The sequence below is a fragment of the Candidatus Shapirobacteria bacterium genome (assembly GCA_041659325.1).
Lineage (GTDB): Bacteria > Patescibacteriota > Microgenomatia > UBA12405 > UBA12405 > JBAZYN01.
The window spans coordinates 183,811-203,850 of record JBAZYN010000001.1; the positions used below are offsets into that span (position 1 = coordinate 183,811).

A 20,040-nucleotide genomic window follows, 5' to 3' on the forward strand; every position below is an offset into this window, starting at 1 on the left:
AATAGTGATCATATTTTTATTTGTCATATGTCTGTTTCTTGTTCCCAAAATTGCCCACGCCCAAGTATCAATTTCTGAAATTTCTCCTGTAACCAATCCTGAATGGGTAGAAATATACAACGCCTCTGATTCTGCCGTCATGCTAAACGGCTGGAAATTTGACGACATAGAATCCGATGGGGAAAGCCCCAAAGATTTATCATCAATAAATATTCAGGCACTTAGTTATTACATCATTGATCTTGGTAACGGCTACTTAAACAACGGGGGTGATTCTGCCCGTTTAATCAATAATCTTGGAAGTCAGGTAGATATTTTTACATACAGTACCAGTAATTCTGAGCTGAATTGGTCAAAACAGCCTAATGGTAATTGGTGTCAAGCTACTCCATCAAAGGATAATTCTAACAATAGTTGTTTTACTCCCACTTCAACCCCCACCCCCACAACTGTCATCGTTCCGTCTTCTACACCTACACCATCCAATGCTCCTACGCCAACATCCACACCGACAATAACTACTACACTCACTCCCACACCTGCACCATCCACAACCAGCACCCCCACCCCTACTTCAGGGCCGATACACATTACGATCGACAACATTTCCTCCTCCGCCTCATTGGGAAGTACCTTTACAATAAGATTTATTGTTAACCATGCAAAGCCAAATACAGATTTTTACATAAAAGCCTATGGCGGTATCAATGACGACAACTATTGTCTTGAAACTCAAAACGGGTCTTCCTGGTATGGTTTCAATTCAGCCTGGGATAACCTCCCGAAATTTCGATCCAATAACGATGGATATATCAGCAACTTATTGTTTGTCCGGTCCAAAACCGACAAAGAAATCGGAAATTACAAAGTAAAAGTAAAAATCAGAGATCCCGAGACCGAGAGCGAAATAAAATACATTACCATCACCAAATTTGTCCCCTCTCCCACCCCGACTTTGGTTCCCACCCCAACCGTTGAGCCCACCCCCACCGAGTCCTTCGAAGAACCTACCCCGGGGCCTCTCCCCACCGATACTCCCGAAGCTATTCCCGATTCTGTAAACATCCTTGGTCTTTCAGATGCCAAGGGTTTGTCTCCTACAATTTCTCCCCCTCAAGACTCAAAATCAAAAAGGGGGATAATTCCGGTTATCTTCATCTCTGTTGGCGCCGTGTTTCTTCTGATTCCATTACTAGTGTCAAAAATACGAGGTGTCCAATAAATATAAAATAGTCAGGTTTTTACCGTCTCTGATCTGGATGATGGTTATCTTTTATTTTTCGGCACAGCAAACTACCGGCATTCAGGGTACATTTAACCAGCGGTTTATAATCCTAAAAAGTTTTCATCTCATTGAATACGCAATTCTTTGTGCTCTCCTTTATGTTGGGTTTAAAAATTATAAATCATCCGTTTTGATAAGCTACTTTTATGCACTATCCGACGAACTGCACCAAAGCTATGTTCCGGGCAGAGAAGGTAAGTTGATAGATACATTTATCGATCTGTTTGGTATATCAATTGGCGTCATTCTAATTCGCCACTTAATACCCCTGATAGTTAAATTCATCCGAAAGTAATAATCTGTTGCCAATGGTTTAATTTCCCCCTATACTGAATTAGTGAATCGATTTTTATCGTTATTGATTATTCCACAGGAAAGAAATAATCATCGTGCCCTGTTGTTGCAACCGGGTTTTTTTGGAATTTTTATTGCCCTTTACCTTTTAAACCAGTCTTTCATCAAATCCATCACTATCGCTCGGCCGGGGATCCTGGGTTATTCTTCGGAAATCACCGCGCAGAAAGTTATTGACCAAACTAATTTAATGCGCACCAAATCCGGTTTACCTTCTCTCAGGTACAATCCGCTCCTGGCTCAATCCGCTATCGCCAAAGCAAACGATATGTTTCAGAATAATTATTGGGCGCACAACTCACCCTCCGGAAAAAATCCGTGGAGTTTTTTCAAAGAGTCGGGATACCAATATTCAGTTGCCGGAGAAAATTTAGCCAAGGACTTCTATGATACCGATTCTATGCTAAAAGCGTGGATGAAATCTCCTACACATCGGGCAAATATTATCCATGCGAAATACAAAGAAATTGGGGTAGGGGTAGTAAACGGTGTTCTTGGCGGAGTTAAAACCACACTAGTCGTGCAGCATTTTGGTGCACCGTTAAAAGCTTCGCTCGAAGAACCCCAAATTATTGAAAGCCTTCCTCAAGAAATTATTATTGACAATATCGCCGGAGCTGAATCGGTAATTCCCGCCATGGCTACAAATCCCACTAATCCGCTACTAATCAGTAAAATTATCGGGGGAATAATGTTTTTTGTTATCATCGGAGTCCTTTTCATTGATGGCATAATCACCCTAAAAAATGGTACCCAACGCATGACCGGCTCATCGGCCGGACACATTGGTTTTTTGGCGATAATTTTTCTTTTAATGCTTTTTACCCGCCAGGGGGCGATATTTTAGAAAATATAAACTACCTGTATGATATTTAAAGAAATTTCACAAAAACCGATTGAATATATCGCCCTACTCATTATCTTCATTTTATTTGCCACGGCTTTTTACCTGTTTAGCTTTGATCCTCATTCCCAGCGCCGGGTAATCTATGCTGCCTCAGGAAGCTATTTTTTGTGGAGTCTATATCACCATTACAAGAGGGGAGATTTACATATTTCGATCGTCATAGAGTACCTCTTGATCGCCATTTTTGGAATCGTTCTCCTCTCCAGCACCATGCTCTACTAAATTATTCCTCTTTCTCGTTTTCCGGTAGACTATTAAAATTACTGATTACCAATTACTGATTACACAATTGTAATTAGATCTTTATCTGTTCCCTCTGCCATTCCTTAATTTTTTTTGGGTCTCCCGATAATAGTACCTCCGGAACACTATGCCCCAAAAATTTTCTCGGTCTTGTGTATTGAGGATATTCTACCACCCTCCTGATTTTTCCACCGACCTCTTGTTTCGAAAAACTTTCAACCTTGCTCGATTCATCTTTCCCGAGAACTCCGGGCAATAGTCTGGTAACCGCATCGACTATCAGCATTGCCGGTATTTCTCCGCCGGTCAAAACAAAATCACCTATAGATACTTCTTCGTCCACCATATAGTCAGCCACTCTTTGATCAAAACCTTCATAATGTCCACAAACAATTACTAAATTATCAAGTTTCGCCCACTTTTCCACATTCTTTTGAGTCAATCTTTTCCCCCTTGCTGATGTCAGGATGATCTTCGACTTTTGACTTTTAAACTTTAAGACTTTAAGACTTTTAGACTTTATTTCATCCAACGCTTTTGCGATCACATCAGCTCTAATTAGCATCCCCACATTTCCGCCGAATGGTTTATCATCCACTGCTCCATAATCATTCCACGCCCATTGCCTCATATCGTGTAAATTTAGTTCCAATATCTTTTTGTCAATCGCCCTCTTCATCATACTTTCCGCAAAAGGGGACTCAAACATTTTTGGAAACAATGTCACCACATCAATTTTCATAGTCTATTTTACCTTGAACCTCTTCTTCTTATCGCAGTCAAAAATTCGTCTTGTCTATCAAACCCATGTTCCTGCGCCAACCTGTCACCGCATAATCCGCTTTTATCTCCCCTCGTTTTTATATAGTCAGGCCCAACCACGTATACCCTCTCTTCAACACTTAACAACTCTACCTCTCTTGGATCTCTAGGGTTCCTGCACCGTCCATTTGACCTGCTTACAAACCTAACATATCTTACTCCTCTTAGCTAATCATTCAGTTGTAATTCTTCTTCTACTTCTTTTTCCGTCATCCTTCGATATTCTATTTCCTCGGTTGACAAAATTTCTCGTCTCCCTCTCATGCACTAAAGTATATCATTATCATTTAATCTGCCAATATTTTATTTGTCCAGGATACAAGCAAATCGTAAACAAAACAGTCGCAATTAGCCCGGAAAAATCAGTCAAAAAATATCCAAAATCCACAAGGTTTTTGTTGTTGCTTATTCTTAGACCAATACCGGTAATAAAAATTAGAGGAATTACCAAAAATATTATTAACCTATTTTTCTTTATTTTAAAGTCAGATATCCAGTTTAAAAAATATTTAATAAATATAAATAATACCAACAGTTGCGCTAATAAAAAGATTATTATCATATGTTTTCGATTATGGCATTTAAAAAAAAGTTATACTTTAATATTAATATTTCCACTTTAGCTATTATGTGTTACCACTTAGAGCTTACAGATTACTGATTACAGATTACAAATTACAAAACAATAATCCGTATCTAATTTATTTGTTATACTTTCCCTATGACGAAAAATCTCCAAACCGCTGTTATTGTTATTCCCACCTACAACGAAGCCGAAAATATCGGTCGAATGATCGAAACTTTATCCGAAAAAACTTTTGTTGATATCAAAAACAAGAAGAATGGTTTATCCGAAAAGTGGTCCATGAAGATTTTGGTGGTAGACGCTAATTCACCGGATGGCACTGGTAAAGTCGTAGAAAAGTTAACGAAAAAATACCCGGACGTTCACCTTTATACCGAAACCAGTAAAGATGGTATTGGCGCCGCCTACCTTAAAGGTTTTAAGTATGCCATGGAGAAGTTAAACGCCGATTTTGTATTTGAATTCGATGGGGACTTCCAACACCCGGTGGAAACTATTCCTGTTATGTTAAAAGCTATGGAAGAAGGCTACGATTATGTGATCGGCTCAAGAAAAATAGAAGGCGGATCCAATCCAAAAGGCTGGGGATTCAAACGAGTTTTTTTTAGCGAATTTGGCGGTTTTACCGCCCGCTTTATAATGTTTTTCCCTTTTAATAATTTTTGGCGGGTAACTGATCCTACCACCGGGTTAAAAGTAACCCGGGTCAGGGGTTTTATTGACAAAATGGACATGGACTATGGCCATCTTTTAACCAAGAGTTTTGGCTACAAGCTCCAACTTCTGTTTGAAACTCTAAAAATGGGAGCCAAGTTCAAAGAAATTCCCCTCCAATTTCATGTCCGTAATGCCGGTGAATCAAAGATAGAGTCCAAAACTGCCAAGGACAGTCTACGTGTTGCCATTTTATTGCGTTGGCGCGATGAGTTTACTCAGAAATTTGTCAAGTTTGGTTTGGTGGGGGGGTTTGGTTTTATTATAAATATCGTTGGTGCCAGACTCTTTAAGTCTGCCCTGCTTCGCCCCGGTTCCAATATTAGTTTTATAAATGGCTTAAGTAACGCCCTTGCCGCAGAAATTTCCATAATTTCCAACTTTACCTGGAATAATATGTGGACATTTTCAAATGAAAAAATTACCAATATCAACCAATTAATATCAAAATTTATCACCTTCAATCTGTCGTCCGTCCTGACTGGAATTATTATCCCCTCCGTTATCATTGCCATGCTAACCACGTTTTTTGGTGACAGGTTATTCCTATATCAGGTCATCGCCATCTTTGGTTTGACCATCCCGCTCAACTGGCTGGTATACAACAAATTCATTTGGAAGAAAAAGTAATCATTTGTTGTAGTAAAATGTAATTTGTTATTGGTTAAATCATTTACAAACCACACACATGAAAGGAATTGTTCTTGCCGGTGGCAAAGCCACCCGCCTTCGCCCGCTCACTCTGATTACTTCAAAACAATTACTGCCTGTTTACGACAAGCCGATGATTTATTACCCGATAGAAACTCTGGTAAAAGCCGGAATAAAAGATATTCTGATTATTATTGCCCCCGATTATTCAGGCCAATTTTTAAATTTATTGGGTAACGGAGACGAATTTGGGGCCAAGTTTAGCTATGCCGTTCAAAAAGAGCCCAAAGGTTTGCCCGACGCCTTTATCGTCGGCAAAGATTTTATCGATAATGATAATGTGGCCATGATTTTAGGCGACAATATTTTCGATCAGGATTTCTCTAAAGACATTCAGGAGTTTAAAGATGGGGGATTAGTATTTGCAAAAAAAGTTCCCGACCCGGAGCGTTATGGTGTTGTTGAATTTGACCAAAACATGAAAGCGCTTTCTTTTGAAGAAAAACCAGCAATTCCTAAAAGTAATTATGCTTCAGTCGGGCTTTATGTTTATGATAAAACTGTGGTTCAAATTGCTGAAAATTTAAAACCGTCAACTCGAGGTGAATTGGAAATGGTAGATATCCACAACACCTATCTCCGTCAGGGCAGCCTTAAGGTGAAAGTTCTTGATGGTCTTTGGGAAGATGCCGGCACTTTTGATAGTTTACTTCGTGTAAGTAATATCATGGCCGAAAAAGCCAAACAGTTGTAACCCTCATCACTTAGTGATTTAATTAATCAAATGACAGACTTAACAAAAAACAAATCCGACAATCAGATATCCATTGTAAAGTTAGAAGAATTTTTAGACCTCTATTTAGTCCAAAAAGCTCCGGCTTTACCGGACAACATCAAAGAGTTTATCGTCAAATACGGCCCTTATATCTCACTTGTAATGATGGTCTTAATGGCTCCGGCTCTTATCGGTCTAATCGGACTTAGCTCTGTCGCCATGCCCTTTGCTTATCTTGGCGGAGTCAGATCAGGTTTTAACTTTTCACTAAGCACTATTCTTATGATCGGGCAGTTGGCATTGCAGGTTATCGCTTTACCCGGTCTTTTCAAGAGGGCCAAATCTGCCTGGAGACTAATGTTTTATTCGGTATTAGTCAGTATTGTCTATTCACTTCTTGCCGGTAATCTCATAAATGGTCTTGTCAGTGCCCTAATCTCCTTTTACATCCTCTTTCAGGTCAAATCATACTACAAGAACTAAAGAGTTTTAAGACTAATATCTGAAGTCGATCCGGCGCTCAACCAGTTATTCCCGTGGATAACTAATATCGCCTCGCCCTTTGTTAAGATCCCTTTACCAACCAACTCGTCAAACACCGGATCCTCAATTCTAAACTCAGTATTTTCAAATTTTTTGTAATAGGGGAGAACCCCAAAAGACAAACTCAACAGCTGGAGAATCTCCTGATTATCCGTAATTGCCACTATTGGAGTTTTCAACCTATTGCTCGACAATTCTCTTACGGTGTTTCCTGACTGGCTAAAAACTACTACCGCCCTTATTGGTAATTCTTCGGATTTCTCTACGATCATCGAGGCCGCAGCAATCAGTATTTCGGTCGGACTTTTTGATAATTTAACTACTTTTTTCATTTCCATTCTACCCTCGCAAAACATACAAATTTTCATCATCTGTTCCACTGATTGTACGGGGTATTTTCCAATCGCCGATTCCTCCGACAACATTATTGCATCAGTACCGTCAAAAATTGCATTGGCTACATCGGTTGCCTCGGCTCTTGTTGGAGTAGGATTGTTAACCATCGACTGCAACATTTGAGTTGCCACAATAACCGGCTTATTCTTGGTCCGACACCAGTTAATAATTGTTTTTTGCCAAAAAGCCAATTGTTCAATCGGTACCTCAACTCCAAGGTCTCCCCGGGCAATCATTATTGCATCACTTATTTCAGCAATGTCCGATAGATTCTTAATCGCATCACCGTTTTCGATTTTGGCAATAATTTTTACCCCGATACCTTTTTCATCAAGAATTTTTCTTAACTCTTCAACTTCATATGCGTCCCTGATATATGACAATGCAATAAAATCAGCGTTGTAGATAATAGTCGCCATTTCGGGCTTTGGAATGTCAACAATTATCCCGACAATTTTCCCAATTTGCCTGGATCTTTCCAATACCAGATTAATAGTTTTCTGATGCCATTCCGTTGTATTGTGTTTCAAATTAAATCTAAAAAGGTTGGCCCCGGCCAAAATTAATTTATCAATACCGTCTTGGTCTGCGGATGCCGGTCCGATAGTCGCGATAATTTTAGTTTTATTTACCATACTTAATAATACTATATCAGTCGGTATGCTATCATCAGATATGAAATCACTGCATGGCAAGGATGTCTACAGCTTTATGACTATCCTTTCTTCAGTTGTCCTTTTGCTATCCCTAGTATTAATTTGGCCCGATCTTTACAAAGCAAGACGTGTGTATGTATCTCAAACAGCGTCGGTTCCCTTGGTCGAAACCATAACTCTCTCGGGGACTGTGGTCCAGAATGTTCGCCCCGCTCCCGATATTAATTATGATTTTGCCCTTCAACTCGATGAGCCTTTTGTAAATGAACTTAGTGCTCAAGGATCGGATACCTTAGAGACCTCCTTGGTATTAATTGGCGCCACAGAGGATATCCAAAACCAAATAGCCTCAAATATCGATAGTCATGTTTCAGTCACCGCCACCCTCGAATGGGGTTATGCCGAATCACAATATCTAAAAGTTTTAGAGATTAAATAATCAATTGTGAAAATTCTCCTAACCGTTCCCGCTTATTTAGCTTATAGTTACGTTAACCAGGCCGAAGCCTTAGCCAGAGGTTTTACTTTTTTAAATATTCAAAATGAAGTTTTTAAAGCTAACAACTGCCCGGAATTATCTTCAAAACTTCAAGAATATCAACCCGATTTTGTCATTGGTGTCGGCAACTGGACAGAATATGATTTATTTGTAAAAACGCCAAAATCACATGGATTTCCTTGTTTACCATGGATAGTTCTTGATGAAAATCGTATCGATAAATTTATTAGCGAATATAATGATCTTGGTTTAATAACTACTCCAAGCCGTCATTGTCAAGATAAACTCATAAAGAGTGGTATTAACAAAAACATCGTTAATGTCATCCCTGAAGCCGTTGACCCGGACCTTTGGTTCCCGATGGAGGAAAATGATTTACAACCATTTCTGGAATATTCCACTATTCCCATTGCCAATAGCTTACCTATAAACCAGTGGGACCTGGTAAAAATACACCAGGAAAAAATTCCGGTTATTTACACTGCCGGTGGCGATGCCACCAAAAAAGGTGCTCAGGAAGTTATCCAGGCCTTAGCACTTTTGGATCCGAAAATTCCTTGGGTATACATAATAAAAAGTTGGCCGGTTTCAATAGTTTTTAAAAGATCCATCGAAGAACTTGATCTTGCTGAAAAAGTTGGAATATTAAGTCGTATTAGGTATATTTCTGCCGAATATTCACAAATTTACATGAGAGCCCTTATGAATATTTGTGATATATATGCCGCTCCTTCGCGTATCGAAGGCTTTGGCCTCCCTCATGTCGAAGCCCAAATGTGTGCTAAGCCCGTAATTTCTTTGGCTACTACGGCAACGGAGGAAACAGTTATCCACAACCAAACTGGTTTTCATGCTAAACGCGATTTTTCAGAAACCAATTTTGTAAAAGCCGATATTGATGACCTTTCAAACTGTCTTCATACCTTAATCACTGATAAAATTTTACGTCACAAAATGAGCGAAAACGCCATAAAACATGCTCACACCAATTTCTCTCCACAAGTTATCGCCCAACAATTCTTAGACCTTATCAATAAAACCTAAATTTTTTGCTGATAAATAAGTTGTCAAAAAAGAGAGGACAGACTCCGCCCCTTGATTCAAGTTTACTCCTTCTTTCTCTAATCCGTCATAAACACCGCCACTTTCATTATCGACCAACGTTTTTCCTAATACATTATTTCCGTAAAACCAACCGTACGCGTCTTCTATTGCTTTAAGGTACTTGTTTTCCCTCGTAATCAGGTAAGCTTTTTCGCAGGCCTCAGCTATAGACCCAGCCTCTATAGGTTGTTGTCCGAAGATTGATTTTTTACCATTCCTCTCAAACCATCCTTTGTAACCGGGGAAAGAAAAACACTTTAGATCTCTGTTATACATTTGCTTCAGCAAAAAATCTAGTGACTCTTTTGCAACATCAGCATATTTAATATCATCAAAAATTGAATATGCCCAAAACAAAGCTAGCGGTAAACGGCCATTATCATAGGTAATTCTGTCCTCAAACCATTTCCACGAATTATTAGAAATATCACAATAAACAACAATCAATTGATCAGCTAACTTTTTCGCCATACCTTTATAGTCAAGTTTAACTACCGGTTCTATTTTTTTTTGAGAAGTCCGGACCTTACAATAGTTCTCTATCTTCAGCTCCAGTCTGGGGTCACACAAAGCCCGCGTCAGTAATCCATAGACCAACCAAGCTTTAACCCTGATCGTCTCTACATCTTTTATATATTTAATACACTGATCAAATATAAACATTCCTGTCAACTTATGATCCTCCCGTAGCCCAAACTTTCCCGCATCAGCCAAACCTGCCATCGCTCGACCAAAATTTTCTCCTAATTCTTCATTCTGCCAAACAAGTTCCCGACTTAAGTCATTCTTAATTCCTTTTTCACCTACTGCCGACACCAAGAACTTAAGATAGATATCAACCAACTTTTCTTCTCTTAATCTTATAGCTATTTGTAATGCTCTGGCATTATCATCTACGCAATATCCCTCCCTCAGATCTGGGGTTGCCATTATACAATGCTCCAATATTCCAACATTATCTGTCAGACGATATAGATGATCTAGATTTATACTTTTATTTTTATCAGTTTTTAACACTTTTCCCTTTTTTCATTTTTAAGACTTTCTGAAACAAATCTAAATGCTGTAAGGCTACGTTTGGCCACGTCATGTATCTTCCATAATCATAGGCCTTTTTTTGAGTCTTTTCTTTTAATTCAAAATCATCATTAAATCTTGTCACGGCTTTAGCAATTGCTTTTGAATTTCGGAATGGAACGATAACCCCTCTTTCATTGTCCAAGACTTCCTTTGCGTATAAATACGGGGTAGAAATACATAGTTTACCGGCCCCTATCGCATATGCTAATGCCCCTGACGACACTTGGCCTGGATCCAGATACGGGGTAACATAAAAATCCATCAATTTTAACCACTCAATCAATTCCTCTAAAGTCACATATCTGTTGATAAATTTTACATTTTTCGTAATTTTCAATTCTTTTACCAATTTAGTTAATTTATTTCTATAGACCTCACCACCACTCCACTCGATCTCTCCCGGATGTGTTTGTCCTACAACAAGAAGCAAAATATTAGGTATTTTTTTGACAATCTCAGCTGTAGCCTCAATCGAATATTCAATTCCTCGACTTGGAGAAATCAAGTTAATATTTCCAAACAACACTCGTTTTTTAAAATTTTTCTTATATCTGCTGACTGCGCCATAAGCGAGATCAGGAGTTCCGTGTGGTATTATTGCTATCTTATTCCTGGGAACCAGATATTTTTCCATAAGTTTATCGGCCACCTGATGCATCATAACTACCAATGCATCAGCTCTGGCAAGTACCCTTTTTAAAATGATTCCTCCTTCACAATTCTGATCATCAGGTACCGTATGACACGTTACAACCAAGGGTTTGGTAATTTTCTCCACAAAGGGAACAATATACTCTCCCCCTTGTCCACCAAAGATACCAAATTCATGTTCCAACATTACTAAATCGGCTCCAGACTGATTAATGTAAGTCGCTGCCTCCAGGTAAGAATTTAAATCATTCCAATTTATTTTATATTTAACCTCCCACGGGTAATCCAAATTATCGTCCTGCCTATTTAATGCCATTATTTCTGCTAAATCAAATGGATTCAACATATTAATTGCATTAGTCAGATCCTTCGTAAAGGTTGCAATACCACATTTTCTTGGAATATATGATGAAACATATATTATCTTAAGAGACCTTCGCCTAATCGGAATCATACTGTTTTTTTTCATAAATTTAAAAATAAAAACCTAATACTTATTTATTTTTATTATTTTTTAATTTATTTATTAAGTCCTCAAGAAGTAAAGATTTTCCTGCGATAACTTTGTCTGCAGATCCATAATATATATATAAAACGTCACCTACTACTATCGCTCCGGTGGGAAACACTACGTTATTAACATTCCCGATTCTTTCCCATTTTTCTATCGGAACAAATAAAGGTTCCGTCAATCTGCCAATCACAATTCTTGGATCCCGTATGTCGAGAAGAGCTGCAGCAGCCTGGTATCTTTCTTGTCCGTTAACAATATCGACACTGTGATAAATAAAAAGCCAACCATCATTAGTTTCAATCGGTGGGCATCCGCCTCCGATATAAGCGGTCTCATGTTTACCGACAGGATCCATTATAATATTTCTATTCAGATTCTCGAGGTGGGAAACCCAATAATTTGTGTTATTCAAATCATCAAAGCTATCAAACAAACAAAGCTGAATCCCGGGCAAAACCCTGTGTATTAACGCATATTTCCCATTAAATTTTTTCGGAAATAACAAGGCATCCTTCTCCCAAAGTAATACGTCGTCACCATTATAAGCTCTATAGGCTTTTTCAAAAAAAGAATACCTCTGTCTATCGCGTACGCTTTCTCTGAAGATATCTTCAGCCAAATCGTAAGTTATGGAAGGTGACAATAGACCCTTTTTTTCAAAATTAATTAAATCGCTGCTTGTCGCATAAGCAATTCTGGCATTCTTGCCATCATAAGCGGTATAAAATAAATAATAAGTACCTTCCAAAAAAGTAATTCTCGGATCCTCCATTCCGTGTTTTTCATATTCAAACTCCGGCCGTAAAATTGGTTTATTCCACCTCTCTATCACTTTCCCATCCTTAATCTGACAATACCCAATCGAAGAAAAGTTCCCTTTGGCCACCGCCCGATAAAACATATGAATTACCCCGTCTTTCTTTACGCAGGTAGGGTTTAAAACCCCTTCTGCTTCAAAAGCTAACCCACTTGGTTCTAGTACAATCCCCTCATTCTTTATCTCAAGCATAATTTCAGATAACTGAAATTATACATCAAAGATACACCTTTTTCCTGATTGTTGGAAAAAAGACGGTAAGATAGTATACTAAAACCCAGTAAGCCTTATGCAAAAAAATATCGACGAATTCGCAAAAGAGATTGGTTTGACCAACGCCCAGTCAGCGGCAGTCAAAGAATTTATTCTGGATCTTGTCGTGGACAATCTCAAATCAATGAAAGATGAATATAACCAGGAAATTGATACTGTTATAGATAGTTTATCGGGGATAGACGAAAAAAAGTAGATGAGAAGAAATTTCAACTTTTGCGGTATCGATTTTGGTACCACCAATTCAACGGTTGCTGTCTCGAAAAACGGCGTACCTGTGGCCTTAAGCATCGATCCCTTTAATAAAAATCCCAAAATATTAAAATCATTAATTTATCTCAACCCCGACGGCGGACGAGAAATTGGTCGACGTGCGATAGACCGTTATCTTTGGGATGTAAAAAATATTTCTGCCAAACCCCCCATGCTTGTTGAGACCGGTAAAACAATCAAAACTTTTGGTCCCTCAACCGCCTCAGGCGCCGGAAAAGTTATCTTTGTTCCGGAAATTATTGAAGTAGACGTAAGTGGTCGTGGTCGTCTTTTACAATCGCTAAAGTCAGTTTTAACCACCGAATCCTTTAAGGGTTCGACTATTTTTGGTCAATTTTTCCCTCTCGAAAATCTCCTTTCTGTTCTTCTATCACAAATCAAAGAAAGAGCCCAAAAATTATTAAACCGTCAGCTCGATTCGGTTGTCCTAGGTCGCCCTGTCCGCTACGTTGGTAGCGGCAAGGAAAAATTGGCACTGGAGAGAATGTCGGCAGTTGCCAAAAACTCAGGGTTCAAAAACGTAGAATTTGAATACGAACCGGTTGGCGCTGCTCTTAATTATGGAATCGATATAAACACCCCTTCAAATGTTTTGGTTTTTGACTTTGGAGGGGGAACACTCGACGTATGCATTATGAATTTTCCCTCGCAGAAAGTAATTTCAGTATCCGGTCGGCCAATCGGTGGAGATCTGTTGGATTCGATTATTGTAGAAAATAAAATTCTAAAATATTTTGGAAAAGGTGTCATTATTTCCAAAAAAATGCCCATGCCGAGGTATTTTCTTTCAGCCCTCACCAGCTGGTATCAAATCACTTTATTAAAAAACGTAAAAGATCTAGAAACACTGGATTACTACATTACCAATGCCGACATTCAAAAACCGGTTCAAAATTTAAAAAATCTAATTATAAACGATGATGGTTATAACTTTTTTCATCGCGTCGATCAAACCAAAATAAAATTATCATCCGAAGACAAAAATCAGTTCAAATTCAAATGCGAATATTTTTCAATAAAGGAGACAATATTTAGAAATGAATTTGAAGATATGATCACTGCAGAATTATCAGAAACTAATAAATGTTTAGATGAAGCACTAAAAGGGGCAAGTCTCCGTCCATCGCAAATCGACAAAGTTTTGGTAACCGGCGGCTCCTCCAAAATTCCTGTTTTCAAACAAATTCTCGTTCAAAAATTTGGCGCTGATAAAATTATTGATAGTGATCGTTTCACCAGCGTGGCCCTGGGATTGGGAATAAAATCAGAACAGGTATTTGGTTAATCTATTTAATGCTCGACAATGTTTATCGTCAAGCTTTTGCCGTTAATATCTATTATCACCCCTCCTCCAATCGGAAAGGTCACTCTTGGATCCGTATGCCCAAAATCAACATTGGCTATCACCGGGATTTTTTCCAACTCTTTTTTGCCTTTAATCATTTCAATTATCAGCTTATCGCTAACATTTGATGCCTTTTGAAATCTCCCCAAAACTATTCCTTTAACTTTTTCAAAATCCGGTAGATGAATCAACGATTGTAAATCTCTGTCAAAGTTAACGATCTTTGACTCATAATCATCTTCCAAAAATAATATTGAATCCGCCAGACTGGGCATATATTCGGTTCCTTGCAATAGGTTTAATGTACACAAATTTGACCCCAAAATTGTTCCTTCTGCCCGCCCCTCATTTATAATCAGCCACCCTGCATTTTTAGCGGGATTTCTATTATCTTGATCTTCATACCATTTATCGTCTGTCCATTCGCTACTAGGTTTGACCTTAAATGTCTCATCTCTCATCACACATTTTTCAAAATACTCCTGGTTGTATTCGAAATATAATTTTTGCCCGAAATTTGAATAACACAACCCGGAATAATTTACCAATCCGGTCTTTGCAAAAAAAGCGTTATTTAGAGCCGTAATATCAGAAAAACCACAAATAATTTTTGGATTATTATTTATTAATTCCCAGTCAATATACCGAAACATCTGGTTGCAGTTGAACCCGCCAATTGTTGCCAACACCGCTTTTATATTTTTATCTGCAAACGCTTGATGTAAATCCTCGACTCTCGATTCTACTGGTGAAGATCCAAAATCGTCACATTCGTCAACATGTTTTCCAAAACTTATCTTAAATCCCATTGCCGATAACCTGCTGTTTGCAATTTCCCGAGTTTCTTTCGTTAAGATTGCCATCGACCCCGCCGGGGCAATCACTCTGATTTCATCCCCACGTTTTAGTTTATCCGGAAATATTTTCTTCATATGACATTTTATCACCGCCTGTGATAATCTCTAATCACTATGTCAAACCAAGAAAACAATCTCTGTCCCAAATGTGGTGCCCCGCTTAGTCCGGTTACCGAAACTCCCACCGGTCGTCGTTTACAGCGTTGCTCAACTGGGACTTGGAATCCGCAAACCCATAAAACTGATGGTTGTGATTATGTAAAATGGCTCGAAGTTGAGCCAAAAACCCTGGACGAAGTTTGTCCAAAATGCGGTGCTCCTCTTGTTCTACAGTTGACCAGATTCGGCAAAAAAATGAAAAAATGCTCCAAGGGTGGCTGGGATAAGGAAGCCAAAAAAGCCACCGGCTGCGATTATGTCGAGTGGATTAATGGCACCAGTGAGCCATTAGATGAAATATGCCCAAAATGTGGTGAAAAGTTAGTTCTCTACACCACCGCAAACGGCAAAAAGATGAAAAAATGTTCGACGTCCGGCTGGGATAAGGAAGCCAAAAAAGCCACCGGTTGTGATTATGTTGAATGGTTGAAAGTTACCAAACCTACGTCAGAAGACACCGGCGAAGAATATCTCCCCCCCGAACCGGAAGATATTGCTTTCTAAAAAATAGCTAAATTACTCCGGCTTCTCGTAGTAACGACATAATCTTCCCATTTCGCTCTATTAGCGTTTGCATCATCCCCCGGTCGATCAAAAAAGCAGATTGCAACTCTTCTCTCTGGTTTTCAATTGTCACATATTTGATCGGTGGGCATTCTTGGAGTAATTTTCCCAAAGATGTCCACTTTTTTAATGTCATTTCTACAACCGGAAGTGAATCGTTTTGCTTAAGACCTATTGGAACATGAAGACCCACCGTATCTATCGTTGATGCCGTTTGACGTATGATCTGCAGCGCATTTTCCCAATACTTTTCTACTATTTTGCCCGTAATAATGTCACCGGATTGGGATAATTCATATAATAAATGAACCAAATCAATCATTACCCCCGCCCTAACACCGAGTTCTTTTAACCTTCCCACTGCAGCTATTGTCAACCCCATTGAATTAGCTTCCGGTAAATTTTCTACCATAAGACGATTTGCGGGAAAACCTTGGGAAATCCCTACCATATCAGCTATCTTTTTTTCTGAATTCACAACGGGCAAATGAACTAAAATATAAGCCCCGGGGAATTTTTTAGATATTTCTACAAGCCGGGTAGGGTCGACTATTAGATAATCGAATACCGCTCCCATAAACAGACTTCTTAATGACGGCGGCTTCGACGCGGCTTCAGCCCGACACCCGGGAGGTCCATGTATTCCGTTAACCTTTAGACCAAGATTATTATATTCACTCCATTTAATGCGACTCAAGCCGACCACCTCAAGCCCAATACCGGATTTTACTAAGTCCACTCTAGAATAAGCTTCACGAACCTGATCTAGACGACCAGGAGCTCCGGCAATATCAGTCGACACAGAAACAATTACCGTTTCTTTCCTAGTCACAGGCAACATTTTATCATAATTTATAAAATGTCGATGTCAACGTGTATAATTCGTCCATGTCAGACGTTATCTCCCTTTTCAAAAAACTAATCTCTACCCCCTCGGTCACCGGTAATGAGCAAAACATCTGTCTCGAGGTCTACAACATGCTGACAGATGAAGGTTTTTCGACCAAAAAGATTCCTGTGTCGGACAACCGATTTAACATTTTTGCTAGTCTTGGTATACCAAAAGTTATTCTATCTGCGCACCTTGATACGGTATCACCATATATCCCACCAAAAGAAACCGATACTCATATTTATGGTCGTGGTTCCTGCGACACTAAATCCTGTGTCGCCTCCATGATTACGGCCGCCGTTAAGTGCAAGGAAGACGGACTATCAAATTTTGGCTTAATCTTTACGGTTGGCGAAGAGGAAGATTTTGACGGTGCCATAAAAATAAAAGAATCGGGATTAAAAATTCCCTTTATAATCGTTGGCGAACCAACCTCATTGGAAATCGTAAATGGTCACTTTGGCATGCTGGTATTGAAAATTACCGCCCCGGGCAAAGCGGCTCATAGCAGTACCCCCGAAAAAGGTATTAACGCCATAGATAGTTTAATTTTAGCCATCAAGCAGATTCAGTCAATTCCCATTTATCCCGATTCACTGATGAGTTTGGTAAAAATTGATGGTGGAATCGCCGACAATATAATTCCGGCTGAATCAAATTGCACCTTTTCGTTTAGGATTCATCCGCAGGATACCAACGATTATCAAAAGATTATTAAGTCAGTTATCGGCTCCTCGTACAAAATAACAAAGATTTTGGATGCTTCCAGTGTTTATTCGAAAGTCCCGAATGAATTGTCATTTATAAAAAAACAAAAAATAGTCAAGTATGGTACTGATTTGTCGATATTAAAAAATGGAATTGTTCTTGGGCCGGGTGATATCAAATACGCCCACGGGGATAATGAACAAATTAAGAAAAGTGAACTAAAAAGAGCGGTTAACGTTTATTATGAAATAATTAAGAATTTTGTGGTAAAATAACCCCAATGACCAATCAAATAAGATCAATTGCTCATCATCACGCTAACTAGTTGTTGGCGGATTTGATTGTGTCAAAATTACCGCCAACAAATGGCGGTTCTTTTTTGTACTTTTTAGGTCGAAATTTAAAGGGAAGCGCCTAAATTTTGCCTAAAAATACAATCCCGATTGCGAAGCGTCATCGGGAAGGCTCATTTACTTACATGGTGGAACGTAGGAGTTTTGGTAAAAATTTAAACGTCCCAACCACGTCGGTTTGCTTTAGCAAACTATACTTGGTGGTATTAGCTCAATGGTTAGAGCGCTGCTCTGTGAAAGCAGAGGTTGCCGGTTCGACCCCGGTATACCACCCAACAGTATCCGAAATTATTATAATCTACATGACGAGATCCAGTAATTGTTTGTAATTTTTGATAAATCTGTTTTCTTAAAACATTATATAGTCATCATCCCCCCAAGCGGTGGATTGTTAACCAATATCATTGCCTTAAACTAGGCTGACTACCTTCAGGTAAATGTTTATAAAATAATATTGTTTGGCATTACTATAATGCCATTAAGAAAAGATGTAAAATTGATGCGTAAGAATGCAAACATATAAACAGTTACGAAGAACAAGAAAGCTTAAGAAGTTTGGGAAGAAGGTTGTTATTGCCATTCTGTTTTTAGGTATAAGTTATCTGCTTTCCCTATTGTCGTTCTATATTTATACCCAACTGTCACAGATTTTACAGCCGGCAGAAAAAGGATTTTTGGGATTTGCCATTATTGGTGTAATCGCAGGACTTGTTGCCGTACTTGTTTCATTTGCCAATAAGCGACTGGTTCTAACTGTGGTTATTTCGTTTCTTGTTGACTGCCTGGTTAACAGTATCATTTTATTTTCCAGCTTAGGCACAAAAGTTATCTCGTTTCTCCCTGGTTTAATGGTCGGAATGTTTACAGTGGTTGGCTCTGGATATTTATTAAGAAGAAAATTCGGTTTTCTTGATATAAGTATTCTGTCCCCGCGTTGCCTGAAAGAAAAGGATTACAAAAAATATGCTCTCGCCCGAAAACTATTAGAAAACCCGAATAAAATTACTATGACAATCTTGAATGATGCTTGCGGACTTTTTCAAGATAAAGACGTTGATCCAAAAATTGGCGCAGTATTAAAGGAGGTGGACAATTTTACCAGAGCACTAGGTGGTGATGTAGCGGGGTTTATTGTGGCCCACATAAAAACAGAGACAGAAAAAGATGAAGAAAAAAAAGAGAAAGTATTGTTTTTTATTGATCTTATAAACGATATAAAAGAAGAAATTGACTTCGCCTTTGTTAGGATAGGATCTGGCGAAGCCAAAAACTTTGTTGATCATCCGATAAAGCAGGCTCATCACAGTTATATAGCTAGTGCAGCGACATCGGCTAATAACCCGTCTATTGTGGCCACCATTGTGGCCGGATCGGTAATTGCTACCAGTGCCGCGGGAATTATTCCTGGTCTTCCCCTTATATCACAAAATGTTATCCACCCGAAAGAAATACAATCTACTCAGGGAATAGTCAGACCTACGCAAACCGCGACTCCAACAATTTTGCCAACAGAGACACCGACGCCCAAACCCACAAACAAACCAGCCATAATTTTTTCAGCCGTCGAGAAAACTTTTTTCGTCTCCGCTCCCCAAGAAGGAACCATTTTTACCGTTAACGCCAGCGGAACATACAGGTTTACTATTATTGGAGGAGCAGCAGAGATTTCTCCGCAAAAATCCCAACCAAATTACCCTGAGCAATGGGGATGGCAAACAAAATTGTTGATTTATAAAAACCGAGCCATTGCATTTGGCCCAACTCTTTCGGGATTAGGTAATCCTCTTGTAGGGTGGATTTATCTCATGGGTGATCCAAATTTAAAGCCAACAGCCGCAGAAGCCGAACAATCCGGCAAAGGGAAATACATAGACCTTACTTTGAATAAAGATGATTATCTGATCTTTATTGTTGATGATTCAGATGGTGGTTTTGTAGATAATAACGGAGGCGTATCCCTCCAAGTTCAAAAGGGAGTCTAAAAATGCGATTATGTTTAGTTTGGGCTAAATATTGATA

The 20,040-nt window shown here is 38.9% G+C and carries 22 protein-coding genes and 1 tRNA gene; 15 read left to right on the top strand and 8 right to left on the bottom strand.

Annotated elements, in window-relative coordinates; translation table 11 throughout:
* The first annotated feature begins 4 nt into the window (after positions 1-4).
* From WC841_01005 to WC841_01020, 4 genes are read left to right on the top strand one after another with little or no spacing between them, the layout of a single operon-like run.
* Positions 5-1,222 carry a lamin tail domain-containing protein gene (locus WC841_01005; GenBank protein MFA5827929.1) on the top strand — a complete coding sequence of 406 codons (1,218 nt, stop codon included), beginning with the start codon at positions 5-7 and terminating at the stop codon, positions 1,220-1,222.
* On the top strand, positions 1,212-1,580 hold the full coding sequence (locus WC841_01010) for a VanZ family protein (protein MFA5827930.1): 369 nt from the start codon (positions 1,212-1,214) through the stop codon (positions 1,578-1,580). The genes WC841_01005 and WC841_01010 overlap by 11 nt, the downstream gene beginning before the upstream one ends.
* Before the next feature lie 42 nt (positions 1,581-1,622).
* On the top strand, positions 1,623-2,486 hold the full coding sequence (locus WC841_01015) for a CAP domain-containing protein (protein MFA5827931.1): 864 nt from the start codon (positions 1,623-1,625) through the stop codon (positions 2,484-2,486).
* 18 nt (positions 2,487-2,504) lie between these two features.
* Positions 2,505-2,768 carry a hypothetical protein gene (locus WC841_01020; GenBank protein ID MFA5827932.1) on the top strand — a complete coding sequence of 88 codons (264 nt, stop codon included), beginning with the start codon at positions 2,505-2,507 and terminating at the stop codon, positions 2,766-2,768.
* Between the two features lie 73 nt (positions 2,769-2,841).
* Here WC841_01020 and trmD read toward each other — a convergent pair whose 3' ends face one another.
* Positions 2,842-3,531 (bottom strand): tRNA (guanosine(37)-N1)-methyltransferase TrmD, encoded by a 690-nt coding sequence (gene trmD / locus WC841_01025; GenBank protein ID MFA5827933.1) that lies wholly within the window; start codon positions 3,529-3,531, stop codon positions 2,842-2,844.
* Positions 3,532-3,894: 363 nt separating this feature from the next.
* Positions 3,895-4,173 carry a hypothetical protein gene (locus WC841_01030; protein ID MFA5827934.1) on the bottom strand — a complete coding sequence of 93 codons (279 nt, stop codon included), beginning with the start codon at positions 4,171-4,173 and terminating at the stop codon, positions 3,895-3,897.
* A gap of 159 nt (positions 4,174-4,332) precedes the next feature.
* Here WC841_01030 and WC841_01035 point away from each other — a divergent pair, with 159 nt between their 5' ends.
* The 3 genes from WC841_01035 to WC841_01045 are packed head-to-tail and all read left to right on the top strand — an operon-like array spanning position 4,333 to position 6,820.
* Entirely contained in the window at positions 4,333-5,541 is a 1,209-nt protein-coding gene (locus tag WC841_01035) for a glycosyltransferase (protein ID MFA5827935.1), read from the top strand.
* Between the two features lie 58 nt (positions 5,542-5,599).
* A complete protein-coding gene (locus WC841_01040; GenBank protein ID MFA5827936.1) occupies positions 5,600-6,316 on the top strand; it encodes a sugar phosphate nucleotidyltransferase in 717 nt (238 codons plus the stop codon).
* Between the two features lie 30 nt (positions 6,317-6,346).
* On the top strand, positions 6,347-6,820 hold the full coding sequence (locus tag WC841_01045) for a hypothetical protein (GenBank protein ID MFA5827937.1): 474 nt from the start codon (positions 6,347-6,349) through the stop codon (positions 6,818-6,820).
* Here WC841_01045 and WC841_01050 read toward each other — a convergent pair.
* Entirely contained in the window at positions 6,817-7,911 is a 1,095-nt protein-coding gene (locus WC841_01050) for a pyruvate kinase (protein MFA5827938.1), read from the bottom strand. The genes WC841_01045 and WC841_01050 overlap by 4 nt on opposite strands.
* A gap of 40 nt (positions 7,912-7,951) precedes the next feature.
* On the opposite strand from WC841_01050, the gene WC841_01055 reads away from it, so the two are divergent.
* Both WC841_01055 and WC841_01060 read left to right on the top strand, forming a co-directional pair.
* Positions 7,952-8,371, top strand: coding sequence for a hypothetical protein (locus tag WC841_01055; GenBank protein MFA5827939.1), 420 nt, complete (start codon positions 7,952-7,954; stop codon positions 8,369-8,371).
* 6 nt (positions 8,372-8,377) lie between these two features.
* Entirely contained in the window at positions 8,378-9,475 is a 1,098-nt protein-coding gene (locus WC841_01060) for a glycosyltransferase family 4 protein (protein MFA5827940.1), read from the top strand.
* On the opposite strand, the gene WC841_01065 is transcribed toward WC841_01060, so the two are convergent.
* Genes WC841_01065 through WC841_01075 form a run of 3 tightly spaced genes read right to left on the bottom strand, consistent with a single transcriptional unit; the run spans position 9,452 to position 12,789 of the window.
* Positions 9,452-10,552, bottom strand: a complete 1,101-nt coding sequence (locus WC841_01065) for a hypothetical protein (GenBank protein ID MFA5827941.1) — start codon at positions 10,550-10,552, stop codon at positions 9,452-9,454. The genes WC841_01060 and WC841_01065 overlap by 24 nt on opposite strands.
* On the bottom strand, positions 10,539-11,735 hold the full coding sequence (locus WC841_01070) for a glycosyltransferase (protein ID MFA5827942.1): 1,197 nt from the start codon (positions 11,733-11,735) through the stop codon (positions 10,539-10,541). Before WC841_01070 ends, WC841_01065 begins: the two co-directional genes overlap by 14 nt.
* A gap of 25 nt (positions 11,736-11,760) precedes the next feature.
* Positions 11,761-12,789 carry a pesticidal protein Cry7Aa gene (locus tag WC841_01075; GenBank protein ID MFA5827943.1) on the bottom strand — a complete coding sequence of 343 codons (1,029 nt, stop codon included), beginning with the start codon at positions 12,787-12,789 and terminating at the stop codon, positions 11,761-11,763.
* A gap of 97 nt (positions 12,790-12,886) precedes the next feature.
* Between WC841_01075 and WC841_01080 the strand changes: the two genes are divergently transcribed.
* Both WC841_01080 and WC841_01085 read left to right on the top strand, forming a co-directional pair.
* Positions 12,887-13,066, top strand: a complete 180-nt coding sequence (locus WC841_01080) for a hypothetical protein (GenBank protein MFA5827944.1) — start codon at positions 12,887-12,889, stop codon at positions 13,064-13,066.
* On the top strand, positions 13,067-14,428 hold the full coding sequence (locus WC841_01085) for an Hsp70 family protein (GenBank protein MFA5827945.1): 1,362 nt from the start codon (positions 13,067-13,069) through the stop codon (positions 14,426-14,428). It begins immediately after the preceding gene.
* 5 nt (positions 14,429-14,433) lie between these two features.
* Here the strand turns inward: WC841_01085 and WC841_01090 are convergent, their stop codons facing one another.
* Positions 14,434-15,411: a S66 peptidase family protein gene (locus tag WC841_01090; protein ID MFA5827946.1), complete on the bottom strand. Its 978-nt coding sequence runs from the start codon at positions 15,409-15,411 to the stop codon at positions 14,434-14,436.
* Between the two features lie 48 nt (positions 15,412-15,459).
* On the opposite strand from WC841_01090, the gene WC841_01095 reads away from it, so the two are divergent.
* Positions 15,460-16,008 carry a topoisomerase DNA-binding C4 zinc finger domain-containing protein gene (locus WC841_01095; protein ID MFA5827947.1) on the top strand — a complete coding sequence of 183 codons (549 nt, stop codon included), beginning with the start codon at positions 15,460-15,462 and terminating at the stop codon, positions 16,006-16,008.
* Positions 16,009-16,015: 7 nt separating this feature from the next.
* Here WC841_01095 and WC841_01100 read toward each other — a convergent pair whose 3' ends face one another.
* Positions 16,016-16,900 carry a hypothetical protein gene (locus WC841_01100; protein MFA5827948.1) on the bottom strand — a complete coding sequence of 295 codons (885 nt, stop codon included), beginning with the start codon at positions 16,898-16,900 and terminating at the stop codon, positions 16,016-16,018.
* A 56-nt stretch (positions 16,901-16,956) separates the two neighbouring features.
* On the opposite strand from WC841_01100, the gene WC841_01105 reads away from it, so the two are divergent.
* From WC841_01105 to WC841_01115, 3 genes are all read left to right on the top strand, one after another.
* On the top strand, positions 16,957-17,943 hold the full coding sequence (locus tag WC841_01105) for a M20/M25/M40 family metallo-hydrolase (protein ID MFA5827949.1): 987 nt from the start codon (positions 16,957-16,959) through the stop codon (positions 17,941-17,943).
* Positions 17,944-18,221: 278 nt separating this feature from the next.
* Positions 18,222-18,294: transfer RNA gene (locus tag WC841_01110), tRNA-His, on the top strand.
* Positions 18,295-18,530: 236 nt separating this feature from the next.
* Positions 18,531-20,003, top strand: a complete 1,473-nt coding sequence (locus WC841_01115) for a hypothetical protein (GenBank protein MFA5827950.1) — start codon at positions 18,531-18,533, stop codon at positions 20,001-20,003.
* Positions 20,004-20,040 lie beyond the last annotated feature (37 nt).